General features: G+C 65.0%; 13 protein-coding genes and 1 tRNA gene. 7 read left to right on the top strand and 7 right to left on the bottom strand.

Annotated features, from left to right (window positions below; all coding sequences use genetic code 11):
• The first annotated feature begins 4 nt into the window (after positions 1 to 4).
• The 4 genes from P6U29_RS06900 to P6U29_RS06885 all read left to right on the top strand — a co-directional run bounded on the left by P6U29_RS06900 (position 5) and on the right by P6U29_RS06885 (position 2,995).
• Positions 5 to 928 (top strand): LysR family transcriptional regulator, encoded by a 924-nt coding sequence (locus P6U29_RS06900; RefSeq protein ID WP_162500129.1) that lies wholly within the window; start codon positions 5 to 7, stop codon positions 926 to 928.
• A gap of 443 nt (positions 929 to 1,371) precedes the next feature.
• Positions 1,372 to 2,280, top strand: a complete 909-nt coding sequence (locus tag P6U29_RS06895; protein ID WP_407116906.1) for a 4-hydroxy-tetrahydrodipicolinate synthase family protein — start codon at positions 1,372 to 1,374, stop codon at positions 2,278 to 2,280.
• A gap of 289 nt (positions 2,281 to 2,569) precedes the next feature.
• Positions 2,570 to 2,719, top strand: a complete 150-nt coding sequence (locus P6U29_RS06890; RefSeq protein WP_407116905.1) for a hypothetical protein — start codon at positions 2,570 to 2,572, stop codon at positions 2,717 to 2,719.
• 129 nt (positions 2,720 to 2,848) lie between these two features.
• Positions 2,849 to 2,995 carry a hypothetical protein gene (locus P6U29_RS06885; RefSeq protein WP_407116904.1) on the top strand — a complete coding sequence of 49 codons (147 nt, stop codon included), beginning with the start codon at positions 2,849 to 2,851 and terminating at the stop codon, positions 2,993 to 2,995.
• Between the two features lie 90 nt (positions 2,996 to 3,085).
• Here the strand turns inward: P6U29_RS06885 and P6U29_RS06880 are convergent, their stop codons facing one another.
• A complete protein-coding gene (locus tag P6U29_RS06880) occupies positions 3,086 to 3,763 on the bottom strand; it encodes a ParA family protein (RefSeq protein WP_027575286.1) in 678 nt (225 codons plus the stop codon).
• A gap of 381 nt (positions 3,764 to 4,144) precedes the next feature.
• The gene (locus tag P6U29_RS06875) at positions 4,145 to 4,486 is read right to left on the bottom strand and encodes a hypothetical protein (protein ID WP_407116903.1); all 342 of its coding nucleotides are present in this window, start codon (positions 4,484 to 4,486) and stop codon (positions 4,145 to 4,147) included.
• A gap of 484 nt (positions 4,487 to 4,970) precedes the next feature.
• Here P6U29_RS06875 and P6U29_RS06870 point away from each other — a divergent pair, with 484 nt between their 5' ends.
• Entirely contained in the window at positions 4,971 to 6,137 is a 1,167-nt protein-coding gene (locus P6U29_RS06870; protein WP_407116902.1) for a CaiB/BaiF CoA transferase family protein, read from the top strand.
• Between the two features lie 2 nt (positions 6,138 to 6,139).
• Positions 6,140 to 7,063, top strand: a complete 924-nt coding sequence (locus P6U29_RS06865; RefSeq protein ID WP_407116901.1) for an HpcH/HpaI aldolase/citrate lyase family protein — start codon at positions 6,140 to 6,142, stop codon at positions 7,061 to 7,063.
• A gap of 4 nt (positions 7,064 to 7,067) precedes the next feature.
• On the opposite strand, the gene P6U29_RS06860 is transcribed toward P6U29_RS06865, so the two are convergent.
• The 4 genes from P6U29_RS06860 to P6U29_RS06845 form a co-directional block, all read right to left on the bottom strand.
• Complete coding sequence (locus P6U29_RS06860) at positions 7,068 to 7,460, bottom strand: antitoxin Xre/MbcA/ParS toxin-binding domain-containing protein (RefSeq protein WP_407116900.1); 393 nt, start codon at positions 7,458 to 7,460, stop codon at positions 7,068 to 7,070.
• Positions 7,461 to 8,392: 932 nt separating this feature from the next.
• Positions 8,393 to 8,469 (bottom strand) — tRNA-His (locus P6U29_RS06855).
• Between the two features lie 389 nt (positions 8,470 to 8,858).
• The gene (gene ltrA, locus P6U29_RS06850) at positions 8,859 to 10,256 is read right to left on the bottom strand and encodes a group II intron reverse transcriptase/maturase (protein WP_407119258.1); all 1,398 of its coding nucleotides are present in this window, start codon (positions 10,254 to 10,256) and stop codon (positions 8,859 to 8,861) included.
• A gap of 516 nt (positions 10,257 to 10,772) precedes the next feature.
• Positions 10,773 to 11,207: a phasin gene (locus tag P6U29_RS06845; protein WP_407116899.1), complete on the bottom strand. Its 435-nt coding sequence runs from the start codon at positions 11,205 to 11,207 to the stop codon at positions 10,773 to 10,775.
• A 694-nt stretch (positions 11,208 to 11,901) separates the two neighbouring features.
• Here P6U29_RS06845 and P6U29_RS06840 point away from each other — a divergent pair.
• Positions 11,902 to 15,282 carry a PAS domain S-box protein gene (locus tag P6U29_RS06840; protein ID WP_407116898.1) on the top strand — a complete coding sequence of 1,127 codons (3,381 nt, stop codon included), beginning with the start codon at positions 11,902 to 11,904 and terminating at the stop codon, positions 15,280 to 15,282.
• Positions 15,283 to 15,944: 662 nt separating this feature from the next.
• Here the strand turns inward: P6U29_RS06840 and P6U29_RS06835 are convergent.
• Positions 15,945 to 17,117 carry a thiolase family protein gene (locus tag P6U29_RS06835; protein ID WP_407116897.1) on the bottom strand — a complete coding sequence of 391 codons (1,173 nt, stop codon included), beginning with the start codon at positions 17,115 to 17,117 and terminating at the stop codon, positions 15,945 to 15,947.
• Positions 17,118 to 17,196: the final 79 nt, after the last annotated feature.

The raw sequence follows: 17,196 nt of genomic DNA, 5'->3' as shown, positions 1-17,196 counted from the left end.
GATCATGCCTCGAACACGCGACGGATTTACGGATATGGACTGGGACAAGCTGAAGGTGTTTCACGCGGCGGCGGAAGCTGGCAGCTTCACGCATGCCGGCGAGCAGCTCGGCCTGTCGCAATCGGCGGTCTCCCGCCAGGTCTCGGCGCTGGAGCAGGAGCTTTCGGTCTCGCTGTTTCACCGCCACGCCCGCGGCCTGATCCTCACCGAACAGGGCGACCTCCTGTTCCGCACTGCGCACGACGTGTTCATGCAGCTGCAGGCGGCGCGCGCCAAGCTGACCGACAGCCGCGAGCGGCCGAGCGGCGATCTCAAGATCACCACCACGCCCGGCGTCGGCATCAACTGGCTGATCCCGCGGCTCGGCGAGTTCACTGCGCTCTATCCGGAGATTCGCATCTCGTTGATCGTCACCGACGAGGAGCTCGATCTATCGATGCGCGAGGCTGACGTCGCGATCCGCACCCGCAAGCCGACGCAGCCCGATCTCATCCAGCGCAAGCTGTTCGCGATGGGCTTTCACGCCTATTGCTCGCCGGAATACATCAAGCGCTTCGGCACGCCACGCACGCTGGAGGAGCTCGACTCCCACCGCATCATCACGCTTGCCGACGGCAACTTCGCGCCGCATCTGCAGAACCGCAACTGGCTGATCGAAGCCGGTCGCAACGGATCGGGTCCGCGCGAAGCCTATTTCAAGGTCAACAACATCCTCGGTCTCGTGCGCGCCTGTCAGCAGGGCCTCGGCATTGCCGCCCTGCCCGACTACCTCGTCGAGGAGCAGAGCAAGCTCGTGCAGCTGTTCGGCGAGTCGGATTCGATCCAGCTCGACACTTACTTCGTCTATCCCGAGGAGTTGAAGACGGTCGCGCGCGTGCAGGTGTTCCGTGACTTCGTAGTGAGCAAGGCGCAGCGCTGGCCGTCCTGATTTCCGCATGACTGACATGCGGCCTCGGCTGTTGCTGCATGGCGCTCGGCAAGCCCATAATGTTTGCACGCTGAGCCTTCGCGTTGCGCATTTGTCCCCCTCCTCCAGTGGCGCGGGAGTTCAGTAATCCCTCTTGGAAGGTGATTGTGTCGGCCTCACGTGGCCAATACCTAAGCCGGGCCCTCGGGTCCGGCTTTTTTTCGTCAAAAGTGGGCCTCGCGTTCCGCGTGTATTGACAGTTCCAGGCATACCCCGCATCATTTGCAAATGATCACGAAGTCGTGCGCAGTCGTCTCGAAAAAAGGCCCGCATCCCGGGGCCTCGGATTTTTGCGCGCACTAGCTGACTTCGTCATCGCGAACAGATCCCGAAAACCCCGCCGCCTGGACGGGGTTTTTTCATGTGCCTCCGTCTCAGGCTTTTTCCCGAGAAGGAGATGGAACATGACCGGACTACGAGATCACTTGCACGGGCTGTGGCTGCCGCTGGTGACGCCGTTTCAGGGCGGCGCACTGGACGAGAGGTCGCTGCGGCGGCTGACGCGGCACTACAGCGCGCAGGCCGTCGACGGCTTCATCCTGGGGGCGACCTCCGGGGAAGGCATGACGCTGCGCGAGGCCGAGCTCGAACGTCTCGTCGCCGTGGTGCGCGAGGAGATGGCGGCCGGCGGCCGCAACCTGCCGGTCTGCCTCGGCCTCTCGGGCGCGGACACCTCGCGCCTGCAGGAACGCCTCGACGCGACCGCGGACTGGTCGATCGACGGTTACCTGATCGCCAGCCCCTATTACGTGCGGCCGTCGCAGCGTGGCCTCTTGGCGCATTTCGAGGCGCTCGCCGACCACGCTGCCTGGCCGATCGCGCTCTACAACATCCCCTATCGCTGCGCAGTCAGCATCACCAACCAGACCATGCTGCGGCTTGCCGAGCACAAGAACATCGTCGGCCTGAAGGATTGCGGCGCCAGCCGCGAGCAGTCGATCGCGCTGCTGCGCGACCGGCCGAAGGACTTTCGCGTGCTCACCGGCGAGGACGCCAACTATTTCGAGGCGCTCAGTGACGGCGCCGACGGCGGCATTCTGCTGTCGGCCCATGTCGAGACCGCAACCTTTGCAGCTGTGTATGCCGAGTTGAAGCGCGGCAACCACGATGCGGCGCAGGCGCGCTGGCAGGAGGTCGCCGGGCTGACGCGGCTCTTGTTCACCGAGCCGAGCCCCGCGCCGGCGAAGTACTGGCTGTGGCGCAGCGGCCTGATCGACAGCCCCGAAGTGCGCCTGCCGATGGTGGAGGTGAGCAGCGAGCTCGCGGCGGCGATCGATCGCGAGATCGAGCGACGGATGAAAGTCGCGGCGTAGCGCTTCTCTCACCCTCCCCTGGAGGGGGAGGGTCGATCGCGCGAAAGCGCGAGCGGGGTGGGGTGACGGTGTCCCCGCAACGAACAGTGCCCGCGTGGAGAGATCACCCCACCCCGCTCCACATTCCGCTTCGCTTCATGCGGAGCGACCCTCCCCCTCCAGGGGAGGGTAAAGAGCGCACCGTGGTTAACCACGCCCCTTCGCAGCCGCCGCATGGCGCGTCCACGGCTCGTTTACGCAATCGGGCCTATCGTTTCCGCAAAGGACCTTCGACAGAGGGGGAATGACCATGGGGCATCGCATCCGGCCGACGGCCACGCGGCAATTCGCACCGGCCGATCTCTTGCAGGGCATTCTGGTGGTGTCGTCGTTCGGGTTCTGGGCGGTGATGCTCGGCCTGATGCCGGTGCTGCTGTTTCGCGTCTGGCTGGTCGGCTGACGCGAGCGAGCGCGGGATGGTTAATCCGTAGGTCACGGCTACGTTCAAATTCGCAGGTAGCAGCGACCCGGATCTTAAAACATCCCGGCTAGCGTCGACGCCATAAGCGAAGAAATCGCGGAGGCGTTTGTGAATAGTCATAATGAACCGGCGTCGCATCGCGACGCTGGACAGCAGGGCTTTACCACCGAGGACATTCTCTGGGCGACCGGCATCTGGTCGGTGATCCTCACCTTGTCGCCGGTCATCGTGTTCTACATGCTGTTGGTGGCGTAACCTTCTCAACTCATTCCGGAGTGAAGGCAGAAACGCAAAACGCGCGGCTCGTCCGCGCGTTTTTCGTACCCAGGAAATGAATTATGAAAATTAAGCGGCCTGCTTGTGCATTGCGCCGGACGCCGACGCCGTGCCGCGAATAGCCTTGACCGAACGCTCGATCGCCGCCCACAGCCTTGCGATTTCCTGAGCCGCGCGGCTCTCGGCCTGATACTCGCGCGCGCCTTCGCCGTGGCTCAGCGCCATCAGCAGGTCCGAACGGTTGGTGATCTGGCCGCCCCAGACCGGCGCGCGGAATTTTGCCAGCGCTTCGCGGGCGATGGTGACGATCGGGCTTTCGGCCTCATCGCGGCGCGCCGGCGCACCGTTGAGCACGACTGCATAGGGCTTGCGCGCGGCGCGGCACATCTGGATGGTTTCCTGCACCGCGTTGACGTCGAACACGCCGGGACGCGCCGGAATGATCACCATCGTGGCATTGCGGATCGCGTCGTCGACGACGGCCGACAGGTTCGGCGGCGTGTCGATCAACACCCATTCATAACCGTCGCGCTTGGCAGCGGAGACGATGCCGCTGACGGAGTTCACGGCAGCCTTGATCGGCGGCTCGTTGGTGCCACGCAGCTTGTGCCACAGCGTGAGCGAGCCTTGCGGATCTGCGTCCACCAGCATGACCTGCTTGCTCGCCTTGATCTGCGCGGCGAGATGTGCAGCCAGGGTACTCTTGCCCGAGCCGCCTTTACGCGATGCAAAAACAATAACGTTCATACCTTCGGCCTCCAGATTGACCCCAGGCCGCGAAAATGAATCAGCGCGGTGATTCGGGAAAGAAAAATTTATCAAAGGTTGCGTTGGGGCCACGAAATAACAAGGCGTGTTGGCTTTTGAGTCACACTGCTGACTGTGACGTCACACACGAACTGCAAGAAAACGCTTCGCGCGCGGGCAATCGTGCGTTTTTTGAGCAACAGGCGGATCGACGCAACCTAGCCGCGCAAACCTATTGGCGACTCTTTTCCGTCGCGGGCGCCCGAAACGGCTGCAGGCCTGTGCGGCATTGCGCGAACAAAACGAGTCCAGTGGCTATCGCGAGACTGATGCTGCCGGCCTTACCGGGTTTCAAAACAGGAACGCGCTTCGCTCCAGGACTCAGCCTTCGCTGGATTTCTTCTTCTTCGAGGCCGGTTTGGTCTTCTTCGCGGTCTTCGGCGCGATGTGGGTCGGCTTGCCGGCGCGCAACTCGCCCGGCTCGGGGCCGGGGCGGAAGAACACCCGGCATTGCGGCGAGAGCTGCGCCTTCTTCTTGATCATGCAGGCTGTGATGGCATCGACGTTTGGAACGAACTCGCCGCACAGCCGCATTGCATCCGGCGTGCAGGCCTGCTGCTCCTCCTGGGTGTAGGCGAAACCTGAGCGCGGCAGCGCCAGGACGGCCAGGACGAGCGAGAGGCTTGCGACGGCCAATGACTTCTTCAAGCGAAATGCCGGCATCGATTTCCCCCACATGTCGAGTCAGAGGGAATAGTGGGTGAACGGCGGTTCGTTGGCAACCGAGGGAGGTGCGAAAGCCGCGACGTGTGCGGTCTCGGCAACAGGGTGGTGAGCTAGGTGATCCGGCGGCGCTCGAGGCACGCTCAACCTCTCCCGCTTGCGGGAGAGGTCGCGCTGAAGGCGCGGGGTGAGGGCTCTCTCCGCGTCGGGGCCTCGATTGGCGACACCCCCTCCCCAGCTCTCCCCCGCAAGCGGGAGAGGGAGCGCACCATTGCCTGCGGCAGCGACAAACCTCTTAAACTGCGAAAACAACCCCATGCACAGTAGCCAAGTCACGGTAACCCTTACCCATTTCATTCCTTAGGATTTCACGAAGTTAGATTTGACTTGTCGGGCAAAACAGGGGCATGATGGCAGCATCAAAAGAATGCGCGTGGGTGGTCGGCTTGTCTCCTGCGCTGTTGGCGGGAGTGGAGGCGGTCACATGGCGGGGAATGAGGCGGAGCTGCCGCTGTCGGGCGTGACGGTGGTCTCGCTGGAGCAGGCGATCGCGGCGCCGCTGGCCAGCCGGCACCTGGCGGATTGGGGCGCGCGGGTCATCAAGATCGAGCGGCCGGGCGGCGGCGATTTCTGCCGGGACTACGATCACGTGATGAACGGCATGTCGAGCCAGTTTGTCTGGACCAACCGCTCCAAGGAAAGTCTCGCCATCGACATCAAGAGCCCCGAAGGCCGCAAGGTGCTCGATGCCCTGCTGCCGCGGGCGGACGTGTTCATCCAAAATCTCGCGCCTGGTGCTGCGGAGCGGCTGGGCCTCGATGCCGCTTCGCTGCTGCGCAAGCATCCGCGCCTCATCGCCTGCGATGTGTCGGGCTATGGCACTGGCGGCCCCTACAGCAACAAGAAGGCCTATGATCTCCTGGTCCAGTGCGAGGCCGGCGTGCTCGCCGTCAACGGCACCGAGGCGGAGCCGGCCAAGGTCGGGCTGTCGGTGGTCGATATCGCCACCGGCATGTACATCCTCAATGGCGTGCTGATGGCGCTGTACGCCCGCGAGCGGACCGGCAAGGGCACGGCCTTCCAGGCCTCGCTGTTCGATTCCATCACGGACTGGATGAGCTATCCCGCCTTCTACACGATGAGTACCGGCCGGCCGCTGCCGCGCACCGGCGCCAGGCATGCGACGATCGCGCCTTACGGCCCGTTCCGCGTCGGCGACGGCAGCACCATCTTCTTCGGCATCCAGAACGACCGGGAGTGGCGGTCGCTGTGCCGCATCGTGCTCGGCGATGCCGGCTTCGCCGACCATCCGCGCTTCCGCACCAATCCGCTGCGCATGCAGAACCGCGACGATCTGCAGGCGCATATCGAGCAACGCTTTGCATCCATGACCAGCGAGGAGGTGCTGCGGCTGCTGGATAAAGCTTCGATCGCCAATGCGCATCTGAACTCGGTCGAGGCTTTCCTGCAGCATGAGCAGCTGCGCGCGCGCTCGCGGGTGCAGACGGTGGGATCACCATGCGGGCCGGTGATGAGCTTCCTGCCGGCGCTCACCATTCCCGGCGTAACGCCGCGGATGGACCCGGTGCCTGATGTCGGCGAGCACAACGAAACCATCCTCAGCGAGCTCGGTCTCGCAAGGGAAACGTGACGATGGTCTCGCTGCGACCAACGCGGGCGTACCTGGCCGTCCCCGCGCATCGCGCCCGTCTCGTCGCCAAGGCCGCTGCCTCCACGGCGGACGCGGTGTTCATGGATCTCGAGGACGCGGTACCGCCATCCGAGAAGGGAGTTGCGCTGGAAGAAGCCATCCGCTCGCTCTCCTCGCTCGACTGGGGCAACAAGCATGTCGCGGTCAGGATCAACGCCGTCGACAGCCCATTCATCGGAGAGGAGATCCGCGCGCTGGCGGCCCTGCCGAGGCTGGACGCGCTGATCGTGCCGAAGGCAGAGCGTGCCAGCGACATCGCGGCCATCGCCGATCAGCTTCGGACGGCCGCGCCGGATCGCGCTTCGCCGATCGCGCTCGAACTGCTGATCGAGACCGCGCTCGGCCTCGTCAATGTCGAGACGCTCGCCGCCGCGCATGACAGCGTGGCCGCGCTGCATCTCGGCGTCGGAGATCTCGCCGCCTCGCTCGGCGCCCGCACCTCCGACATCGGGATTTCACCGGATGGCTACCGCCATGTCGGCTCGGCGCAAAGCGGCTACCCCTCCGCGCCGCTCGATCTGTTCGCCTATCCCATGATGCGCCTCTTGGTGGCCGCACGCGCCTTCGGCCTGCGCGCGATCGACGGCCCCTGCGGCGCGTTCCGGGATGAGAGGCTGACTGAGGCCAGCGCGCAAAAGGCCGCCGCGATGGGCTTTGACGGCAAGCAGGTCATCCATCCCGACCAGATCGAGGTGACGCTGCGCGCGTTCACGCCGTCGGAGGAGGAACTGGCCCAGGCGCGGCGGGTGGTCGAGGCGATGGAGACGGCCGAAGCGCAGGGACAGGGGGCGGTGACGCTGGATGGCAAGATGATCGATTATGCGAATGTGCGGATGGCGCGCCGGATCATCGGGCTGGGATCGTAGGCTCTCATTGAGCTCCCGTCCCCTGCGCATCCTTCGAGACGCCCGCTTCAGGCGGGCTCCTCAGGATGAGGGCGGAGTGCGTGGCAGCAGTTTCGACAGCGCCAATGCAGCTTAGCCTCATCCTGAGGAGACCGCTGAAAGCGGTCGTCTCGAAGGACGAGGCGTGCGCTAAAGAAGTCCAGATCCTCACGCGAGAATGCCGTGATTGATCCAGAGCAACATTTCCTCGACCACACGCGCCCTGCTCAGTTGCGAGGTAAGCCAACGGCGTTTCACCACCTAGGACCTTCTTGGGCTTGCCCAGCCAGCGACGCGCCTTTGCAGCATCGCCGAACACGTTTGCCGCGAGACGGTCGACCCGCGCCAGCCGCGGGGCTTCATCAGTGTCCTCGACCATCAACGGTTCGCCTTCGGACAGCGCTTCATGCCGCGCTTGGCTATTCGCTTTCTTCAGGGGTTAGTCACGAAAACACATGCTGCCGCTGGAATGCATGCCTTTGAGGTTTGTCATGTGAAATCCTGGCCTGACCCATTTGCGTTTGTAGTCACCACCGGCTGGTATCCAGCCCGGCACAGCGTGGCCCCTCACTATTCCATGGTTACAAAAGCATCTGGTCCCGTGCGGGGTGTATCGGCTGCAGGGCGCATAGCTTTGGCGAAAGACGACCAGACAAGCAGAAAGAATGAAAGAACTAGACATCCGAGTTTCATGGGCCGGCCCCCCTCCACACGATAGTGCCACTGATCGACCAATGTCCACTCCCTTCGGAACGGCGTGTGATCCCGGTCGTGGAAGTCAACTAAAAGTCCAAACGCGACCTGCGCGACTGCCCGGATTGCGTCCGCTCCTCCCACGTCAGCCGACACGGTCCTCGCGAGCCCAAGAGGGCTTGCGCGGTCATCGGCTCACCTTGGTGCCGCGCGTGCGCATAAGCATCGAAGCCTCGGTCATTGGCCCCGTCGATAATAATTGGAGCTTGGTCTTCCGAGTACCCAAGCCATGACAGAGCCACTTCGCGGAACGCGGCGTAGTACGTCAGTCCTTTTTGGTCTTTCGCTTCATGCAAATCATCCATAAGGCCGCGCAGAAGGTTTTCTTTTTGCCGCGTCGGATAAAGCGCCCTATCTCGCATTCCCAGAGTCTCCAGTCCCACCCCGACGCGACCGACGAGCGTCAGCCCAATCGGAAGAGAATAGAGCATCCGTCCGCAACCGGAGAAGCCGGTTGAAGCACATTGCACGTTCAATCTCTGATCAAAGTAGCTTCGCTGCAACAGAGCTGCTTGAACTCGAATCTGTTCAAGAGGCTGCAAGCTGATCGGGTGCCGCTGGTACAGTTGGGTGGGCTCGAACCACCGACCTCCTGTTCCACAGACAGGCGCTCTAACCAACTGAGCTACAACTGCATCCTTGCGAGCCGCGCCTTGGGACGCCCTTAGATAAGGGCCGATGCCGAGGGGGCTGGACGGGGCGGAAACTAGGTGCAACGGGCGTTTTTGGCAAGGCCGCAAAACCCGATATTTGGCCCTCTCCAGCGCGAGAAATGAGGTCGATCGGCTGGGCGTTGTTCACCTTTCCCCGGTGGGGAGAGGTCGGATCGCTTTGGCGCGCAATTGCGCGCCTTAGCGATCCGGGTGAGGGGCCGCGTCCAGGAGTGAGACCTGATCCCCTCACCCGGATCGCATCTGCGATGCGATCCGACCTCTCCCTCCGGGAGAGGTGATCGGGTAGGAGGAAGCCTCGCGGCTTCCCCCTCCCACACCACCGTACGTACGGTTCCGTATACGGCGGTTCGTCAAGCACGATTGAGATGGCGGTGCAGTTCGATGAGAGACGGCAAGCCGAGTTGCGTGAAGAAGGCGGCGCGATAGGCATCGTTCATGTGGCTGGCCCCGGCGTTCCACCAGGGGCCTCGGCCGTTGGAGGCCGACCGCCATGCCCGCTCCGGATCGAGCCCGCGTTGCATCAAGCGCTTGCGGCGTGTCCGCGGTCGCTTCCACTGGCGCCAGAGGACGCAGCGCAATTTGCGCCGCATCCAGCCGTCGAGCTCCTCGAACACCCCTTTGGCCTCCGCCAGCCGGAAGTATTGCAGCCAGCCGCGCAGGATGGGGGTTAGGGCTCTGACAGTCGATGCCAGGGTTCGTCCGCGCCCTTGGCGCAACGTCGTCCTCAGCTTGCTCCGCAACCGCTGCACACTCTTGGCCGCGACCCGCAGGCGCGGTTGCTTGTGAGCGGTCATGGTGTAACCGAGGAAGGTACGCGCCCAGGGATGGTCAACAGCACTCTTTGCTGCGTTGACCTTGAGCCGCAGCTGCTCGGTCAGGAAGCGCGTGATCGACGCCATCACCCGCTCGCCGGCCCGCCGCGTCCGCACATAGATGTTGCAGTCTTCGGCGTAACGGCAGAAGGCGTGGCCTCGTCGCTCGAGCTCCTTGTCCAGGTCATCGAGCAGGATGTTCGACAGCAGCGGTGACAGAGGACCGCCTTGCGGCGTGCCTTCGCTCCGTGCCGTCGTGATCCCACCCGTCATCAATCCAGCCTGCAGGTAGCGGCGGATCACCCGCAGCACCCGCCTGTCCGCGACCCGGCGGGCCACTCGTGCCATCAGCACATCATGGTTCACCCGGTCGAAGAACTTCTCCAGATCAAGGTCGACGACGAAGCGTCGGCCCTCGGCCACGTGCGTTCGCGCGGCACGCACCGCATCGTGCGCGCTGCGCCCCGGACGGAAGCCGTACGAAGCCTTGGAGAAGCCTGGATCGAACAGCGGCATCAGCACCTGATGCATCGCCTGCTGGATCAACCGATCCACCACCGTCGGGATGCCCAATTGGCGCATCCCTCCACCGGGCTTGGGGATTTCCACCCCGCGCACCGGCTGCGGCCGATAGCGGCCTTCCAGCAGTTCTTCCTTGATGCGCAGCCAATGCTCCTTCAGATACGGCTGCAACTGCTCCACAGTCATCCGATCGATGCCCGCGGCGCCCTTGTTCGCCACCACCCGATGGTAAGCCGCCATCATGTTCGCTCGGCTGACGATCTTCTCTATCAGCCGCACTTCCACCTCCGGAGGGGAAGGTTGCGATCTTGCCGCGATGTTTGATGCACCCGCCTCCTGCTCTGGCGGCTTCCGGCCGCTGCCCTCGGAGCGGGCATGACGCATCTCAGCGCCATCGTCTGCATCTGCTTCCACCAAGACCGGCCTCCTCCGGTACTCGACGTTCGGCCCTTCACCGGCTTGGTCTGCCGGCTACTACGGCCTCTGCTGACTTCTGCCGCCCCATCCCGACGCCTTGCGGCGCCGGTAGCACACCCGTTGCCGGGGGCAGGACGACAGATCTCCCAGGGTTAGTCGCGTGACCTTCGTGCCATGTACCTGTCGCATCTACGGCCGCATCCTCCGGGTGATATTGGGCTTCGGGAATTCTTGCTCCCTCGCCCGGATGCGGACGCCTCCTATGCGCTTCCTGTTCGTCAGGCCGGCACTTTGCTTACAGCTTCCTTCAGACCCCGCCTCGCGACGACGCCCTTGCTGTTCGGCTAACGGTTCCCATCACCAGGGTCCGTAGAGGACTCTCACCTCCAAGTCATCGATCGGACACCACTCCAATCAAATCGCGCCAGTCACGGCGCTCCGCGCCATGCCTGGCGCACAAGAAAAACCCGGGCCTTTCGGCCCGGGTTTCTTAGCTCAAACCGGCCTCACCGCTCAGGCGGCGGGCTGGTAGAACTTCGAGGCGCTCGCCTTGATCGGCTCGGCGGTCTCATTGGCGACGCGCTGGCTGAGCTCGACCAGCTCCTTGGCCTGGGACTGGAAGGTCTCGAGCTGCTTGCGGGCGTGGCCGGTCCACAGCTCCAAGGCTTCCGACGGCGACTTGGCGCCGAACAGCTGCTGGGCGAAGTCGAGCTGGGCGTTGGAGTTGGCCTTCATGAACTCGACCAGCTTGGCGGTGTACTCGCTCGCGCCTTTGCTGGCGCAGGTAAACACGGCCTCGACGGTGCCGTTGTGGGTCTCGGCGGCGTCCTTGAACTTGGCGTAATTCTCGCGGGCCTGCGACACGCCCTTCTCGGCGAACGCACGCATCTGCTCAGGAACCTCGAACGGGATGATCGAGGCAGAAAACGGATCAGTCGCACCTGTCATGGATGTCCCTCACGCTAATGAAAAATGAGTGAGCCTTCTGGCGCGCCCGCCGGCCCCGATTGTGGACCCCAAGCATTGAGCGGGAACGTAAGACTGGAAACGCGAAACAAACGAGATGGCTCGCCCAGCGCCCAGCACTATGGCTGCCTATCATGTCAACATTGTGCATCGCAATCGTCCTGGGGATGCGTTGCGAAATTTAATCTCGGGGAGGATGAAGTTCCGGAGATGGGGAACCGGGAGTTGAGGGTGGTGCGGTGCCTGCTTGGCCGCCTTCTTGCCTTCCCCGGAGGGTGAGCGTCGGCTCGCAACGCGTCAGCCATGCAAGGCGCGGCGGACTGATCTGTCCACGCGGGCCGCGCCTTCGGAGAGAGACTGTCACCCCACCTCGGTTCGCCTGCCGCTTCGCTACATGCGAACCGATCCACGGGCGAGCTACGCTCGTCCCGGACCCCTCCAGCGGAGGATGGGCTCCGCTGATGCCGCGCGAGCCTATGATCCACCCTTCGAATCCCTTGGATGAAGCTGGCCGCCGGCTTGCGGGTTTGGGCGCATTAAGGTTATCGCCGCTTGGGGGACCCTTCCGGGCTTGCGGCCGTGGACCTGCCCGCGCCTTCCGGGCGATACTAACCCTTTCTTAAGGCTGCCATTCCCGGCAGCCGCCACACCTCATGCGTGAGCGACAGCCGGCCTGATGACGCGTTCGGATTTCCAGTTGCGAGGGGTGGGCGATCCGCGGCTGGCCGTGCATGCGAGCTCTCCCCTGCCCGCCTGGCTGTGGTCGACCGACGGCGCGCGCGTGCTGTGGGCCAATCCGGTCGGCGCAAAGCTGTTCGGCGCGGCAAATAGCGCTGACCTTGCGGACAAGGTGTTCGGCCCCGCGGACAGCCATCGCCGCCAGGTCGCACGGCTCGCCCGCCAGCTGCCGGCGAACGGCGCGGTGCGGCTGGAGCGGCTGCGCGGCTTCGGCGCCCGGCTCGGCATGCTGATGACCTGCGCCTGCGCGCGGCTCGACTTTGCCGACGGCAGCCATGCCGTGCTCGTCACCGCGATGGACCCAACGCTGCGCCCGATGCCGCTGGTCGAGCGGCTGCATCGCCTGGTTGCGGGTGCGAAGGTGCCGATGGCGGCGTTCGCGCCGGACGGACTGTTCGTCGGAGCGAGCGAGGCCGCCCGCTCCCTGCTTGGCTTCCGCGATCTCTTCGAGGCCGGCCTCGACCGGGCGCGCAGCGATGCGCTGGCAACCGGCCGCGCCGCGACGCCGATCGGCATCGGCCAGATGGTGCTGCAGCGGGTCGGCACCGGGGCCGATGTCGGCCTGGTCGCGCTGATCGAGCCCGGCAAGGCGCCCGCAGCGGCCGCGCCGGAGAACACGACGAATGCCATCGCCGAAGCGCCGGTTGAAGCCGCGCAGCGGGAGGCGGCGGTGACGGGCGAGCCGTCGTCGTCGGATGCGCAGGCCGGGATCGCATTGTTCGACGCCTTCGCCGGGCCGGTCGACGCAAACGAAACAGCCGAGCCGATGACGCCCGCGCTCGAGCCGGCCATGAGCGAAGCGGCCGTGGAGGCACCGGTGCGCGACCAGAGGAGTGAGGCCGCGGCCAAAACTCCGGTTGAAAACCACTGCTCGGCCCTTGTGTCGCCGCAGGCTGCGCAGATCACTGTCGGCATGGTCGAGCCGCCGTCGGGCCAAGAGGCCTCGGGCCAGCAAGAGCCGCCCGCACCGCGTCAGCATCCGCTGCGCTTCCTCTGGCAGTTGGATGCAGAGGGCCGCTTTGTGCTTCTCTCCGACGAATTCATCCGCCTGATGGGCGCGCGCACGGCCGCCGGCTTCGGCCGCCCCTGGCGCGAGATCGCCGAGGAATTCTCGCTCGATCCGGACGGGCGGGTGGCGCAGGCGCTGGACAGCCACGACACTTGGGCCGGCATCACCGTGAACTGGCCGGCCGATGGCGGCGAGCACATTCCGGTCGAGCTTGCGGGCCTGCCGGTCAATGATCGCGAGCACAACTTTGCCGGCTTCAAGGGATTTGGCGTCTGCCGCGATCTCGACGCTCTCAACCGGCTCGAGGCGCTCAGGCGCTTCGAGCTGCTCGGCGGACCGCCGGCGCAGCAGGGCCGCTCCGCTGACCTCATCGAACCTGAGCCCAAATCCGAAGCAGAGCCCGAAGCAGCGGCGCCGCCTCCGCCGGTCGAGCCACCCGAGCCCGCGCCAACAGCCGAGCCTGAACTGCCAGAGCCCACACGCGACGCGACTTCACACCCAACCGATCTGGACACGCCCGTGGAAACGCCTCCCAATGTCGTGCCGTTCCGCCCGCCCGGCGATACGCGCTCCCCGATGCTGACGCCGGTCGAGAACAGCGCGTTCAACGAGCTCGCCCGGCAATTGTCCGAGCGGCTCGAACGCGAGCGTGAGACCATCGCGGCCGATACGGCCGAGCCGGGGGCGGAGATCTCAGCCGAACCGCCGGAGCCCGAGGCACCGCAAGCCGCAGCCGAATGGCTGACCGATCCCGCACCGCCACCGCGCGGCGCCAGCGCGCGCGACCGCACGCTGCTCGACCTGTTGCCGACGGGCATCCTGATCTACCGGCTCGACCGCCTGCTCTACGCCAATCCCGCCTTCCTCGCCCGCATGGGCTATGCCAGCATCAATGCGCTGGAGGATGCGGGCGGGCTGGATGCGCTCTATGTCGAGCCGGGCGTGTCATCGGCCAGCAGCACCTCGCAAGGCGGCACGCCTGTCACGATCGGTGCGACGGTCGCTAGCGGCGAAGCGCCGCTGGCGACGACCGAAGCGCATCTGCACACGATCGACTGGGACGGCGAGAGCGCGCATGCGCTGATCTGCGCGCTGCCGCAGGCGGCCCCCATCGCCGCGGCGCCCGCTGCCGCAGAGACCGTGGCCGCCGAGTCCGTTGTCGCAGACACCTACGCGCCGGAAGTGGAGCCCACGGCCGGCGATGCCGACGCGGAAGATCTCGCCGCCATCCTCGACACCACCGCCGAGGGCATCGTCATGTTCGATGCCGAAGGCAACATTCACGCCTGCAACCGCAGCGCGGAAGCGCTGTTCGGCTATGACGGCGAGGCGCTGCTCGAGCAGAATTTGCTGACGCTGTTCGCGCCCGAGAGCCAGCAGATCGTCGCCGACTATCTCGGCAGCCTGAAGAGCCAGGACATCTCCAGCCTGCTCGACCACGGCCGCGAGGTGCTGGGACGCGAGAAGAGGGGCGGCGTCATTCCGCTCGCGATGATCATGGGCCGCACGCGGCCGGACGGGCCGAACTTCTTCGCCGTGTTCCGCGATCTCTCGCACGCGAAGAAGGGCGAGAGCGAATTGACCCAGGCGCGCCGCCTCGTCGATGGCGCCGCCAATGCCAAAGCCGACATGCTGGCGCGGATCAGCCATGAGATCCGCACGCCGCTCAACGCCATCATCGGCTTTGCCGAGGTGATGATCTCCGAACGCTTCGGCGCGCTCGGCAACGAGCGCTACGGCGAATACATGAAGGACATCCGTGCTTCCGGCGAGCGCGTCATCACCATCATCGACGATTTGCTGGAGCTGTCGCGGATCGAGACCGGCAAGCTCGATCTCAATTTCGCCAACCTCAACCTCAACGACCTCGTCGAGGCCTGCGTCACGGTGATGCAGCCGCAGGCCAATCGCGAGCGCATCATCATCCGCACCTCGCTCGGCCATGCGCTGCCGCAGGTGAGCGCGGACGCGCGCGCGATGCGGCAGATCACCATGAACCTGATCTCGAACTCAATCCGCCTTGCGACCGCCGGCGGCCAGGTCATCGTCTCCACCGCGCTGACCGATCGCGGCGAGATCGCGCTGCGCATCCGCGACACCGGCCACGGCCTCACCGAGCGCGAGGTCGCCGCCGCCATGGAGCCGTTCCGCACCCCGCCGCCCGGCGATGCCGCCGACAATTCCGCGCTCAGCCTGTCGCTGACGAAAGCTCTGGTCGAAGCCAATCGCGCCCGCTTCAACATCAAGAGCGCGGGCCATTCCGGCACGCTGATCGAGGTGGTGTTCGCGCCGGTGGTGGCGAGGGCCTGAGCGTGCCGCGGGGCCCGGCCTCTCGCTTCAGGAGAGGTGAAGCAAAGCTCCTGCGCAGGAGCTAGTTTAGAACCGGGCTCTGCTGCGATCACCTATCGCTTCGCGGGCGGACCACTCTTGCTGCCCGGCAGGCCCTTGATGTTCGAAGGGTCCTGCTCCTGGACGGAAAGATTTTGGGAAGCTGATCCGACTGTTCCCTTTTGGGCGGGCGGACCGCTCTTGCTGCCCGGTGCTCCCGCGATGCCTGTCGCCTGAACTCTGCGCGCTCGGGGACGTGGCAACACCACTGGTGTTGCTGGTGCGGTCGCCCGGCATGGTTGCGGCCGAGCCCGGCTTGTCCTGCTCTCCGACATATCCCGAGGCGCCGGAGTTCTCCGTTTTGATGCCCTTGTCCGCCGCACTCTGCATGTTCGGGTTCGGCGTTGTCTGCTGCGCGATCGCCGGCCCTGCCATCAGCGGGAGCGCCAGAAGGATTGCTGACATAGTTATCCGCGAGCGTTCTCCTCGATCTTCCTGTCGCGCATAACGCGCGGCCCGGCAAAGATTTCCTGCGCTCGACGAATAAGGCTTCGGTTGCAGCGAGCAGCCTTGCAGCACAATGGTTCAAACAAAAGGGCACGGCGCTTGCCGCGCCGTGCCCTTTCCCGTTCCTTGCGGCGATCTCAGCTATAAATCTCGAACAGGCCGGCGCCGCCCTGGCCGCCGCCGATGCACATCGTCACCACGCCCCACTTGGCCTTGCGCCGCGCGCCTTCCTGCAGCAGATGGCCGGTGAGACGGGCGCCGGTCATGCCGAAGGGATGGCCGATCGCGATCGAGCCGCCATTGACGTTGTACTTCGCGGGGTCGATGCCGAGCTTGTCGCGGCAATATAGGCACTGGCTGGCGAAGGCCTCGTTGAGCTCCCACAGATCGATGTCGTCGATCTTGAGGCCGGTGCGCTTCAAGAGCTTCGGGATCGCGAACACCGGGCCGATGCCCATCTCGTCGGGCTCGCAGCCGGCGGTCGCCCAGGCGACGAAGCGGCCGAGCGGCTTGAGGCCGCGCTTCTCGGCATCCTTGGCCTCCATCAGCACCACGGCGGCGGCGCCGTCCGAGAGCTGGCTGGCATTGCCGGCGGTGACGTACTTGCCGGGGCCCTTCACCGGCTCGAGTTTTGCCAATCCTTCCATCGTGGTGTCTGGACGGTTGCACTCGTCACGATCGACCGTGTAGTCGACGATGCTCTCCGCCTTGGTCTGCTTGTCGACGACCTTCATCTTGGTCTTCATCGGGACGATCTCGTCCTTGAACTTGCCGGCCTGCTGCGCCGAGGCCATGCGGCGCTGCGATTCCAGCGAGTACTCGTCCTGGTATTCGCGGCTGAGCTTGTAGCGCTCGGCGACGATGTCGGCGGTGTCGATCATCGCCATGAAGATGTCGGGAGCGACCTTGAGCAGCTCAGGATCGATCGATTCCTTGGGCGAGCCGCCGCCCGGGATCGAAATGCTCTCGACGCCGCCGGCGACGATGCAATCGGCGCCGTCGGAGCGGATCGAGTTCGCGGCCATCGCGATGGTCTGCAGGCCCGAGGAGCAGAAGCGGTTCACCGAAACGCCGGCGGTGGTCTTCGGCAGGCCCGCAAGCAGCGCGGCCTGGCGGCCGATGTTCGGCGCGCCATGGGCGCAATTGCCGAGGTAGCAGTCCTCGACATAATCCTTCTCGACGCCGGCGCGATCGACTGCATGGTGGATGGCGTGCGCCGCAAGCGACATCGGCGGCGTGATGTTGAACCCGCCGCGGGCAGATTTCGCGAGGCCCGTGCGCGCATAGGAAACGATGACGGCTTCACGCATTGTTTTCTCCCTTTTCGAACGATTTTGAACCGAGCGTCCTGACGCCATTGGTACACAAAGTTGGAAGGTCGCGGGAAAG

The organism is Bradyrhizobium sp. LMG 9283, from assembly GCF_045571415.1.
In the GTDB taxonomy this organism is placed as follows: domain Bacteria; phylum Pseudomonadota; class Alphaproteobacteria; order Rhizobiales; family Xanthobacteraceae; genus Bradyrhizobium.
Note: the sequence above shows the minus strand (reverse complement) of the source record. Positions and strands in the feature narration are given on the sequence as shown.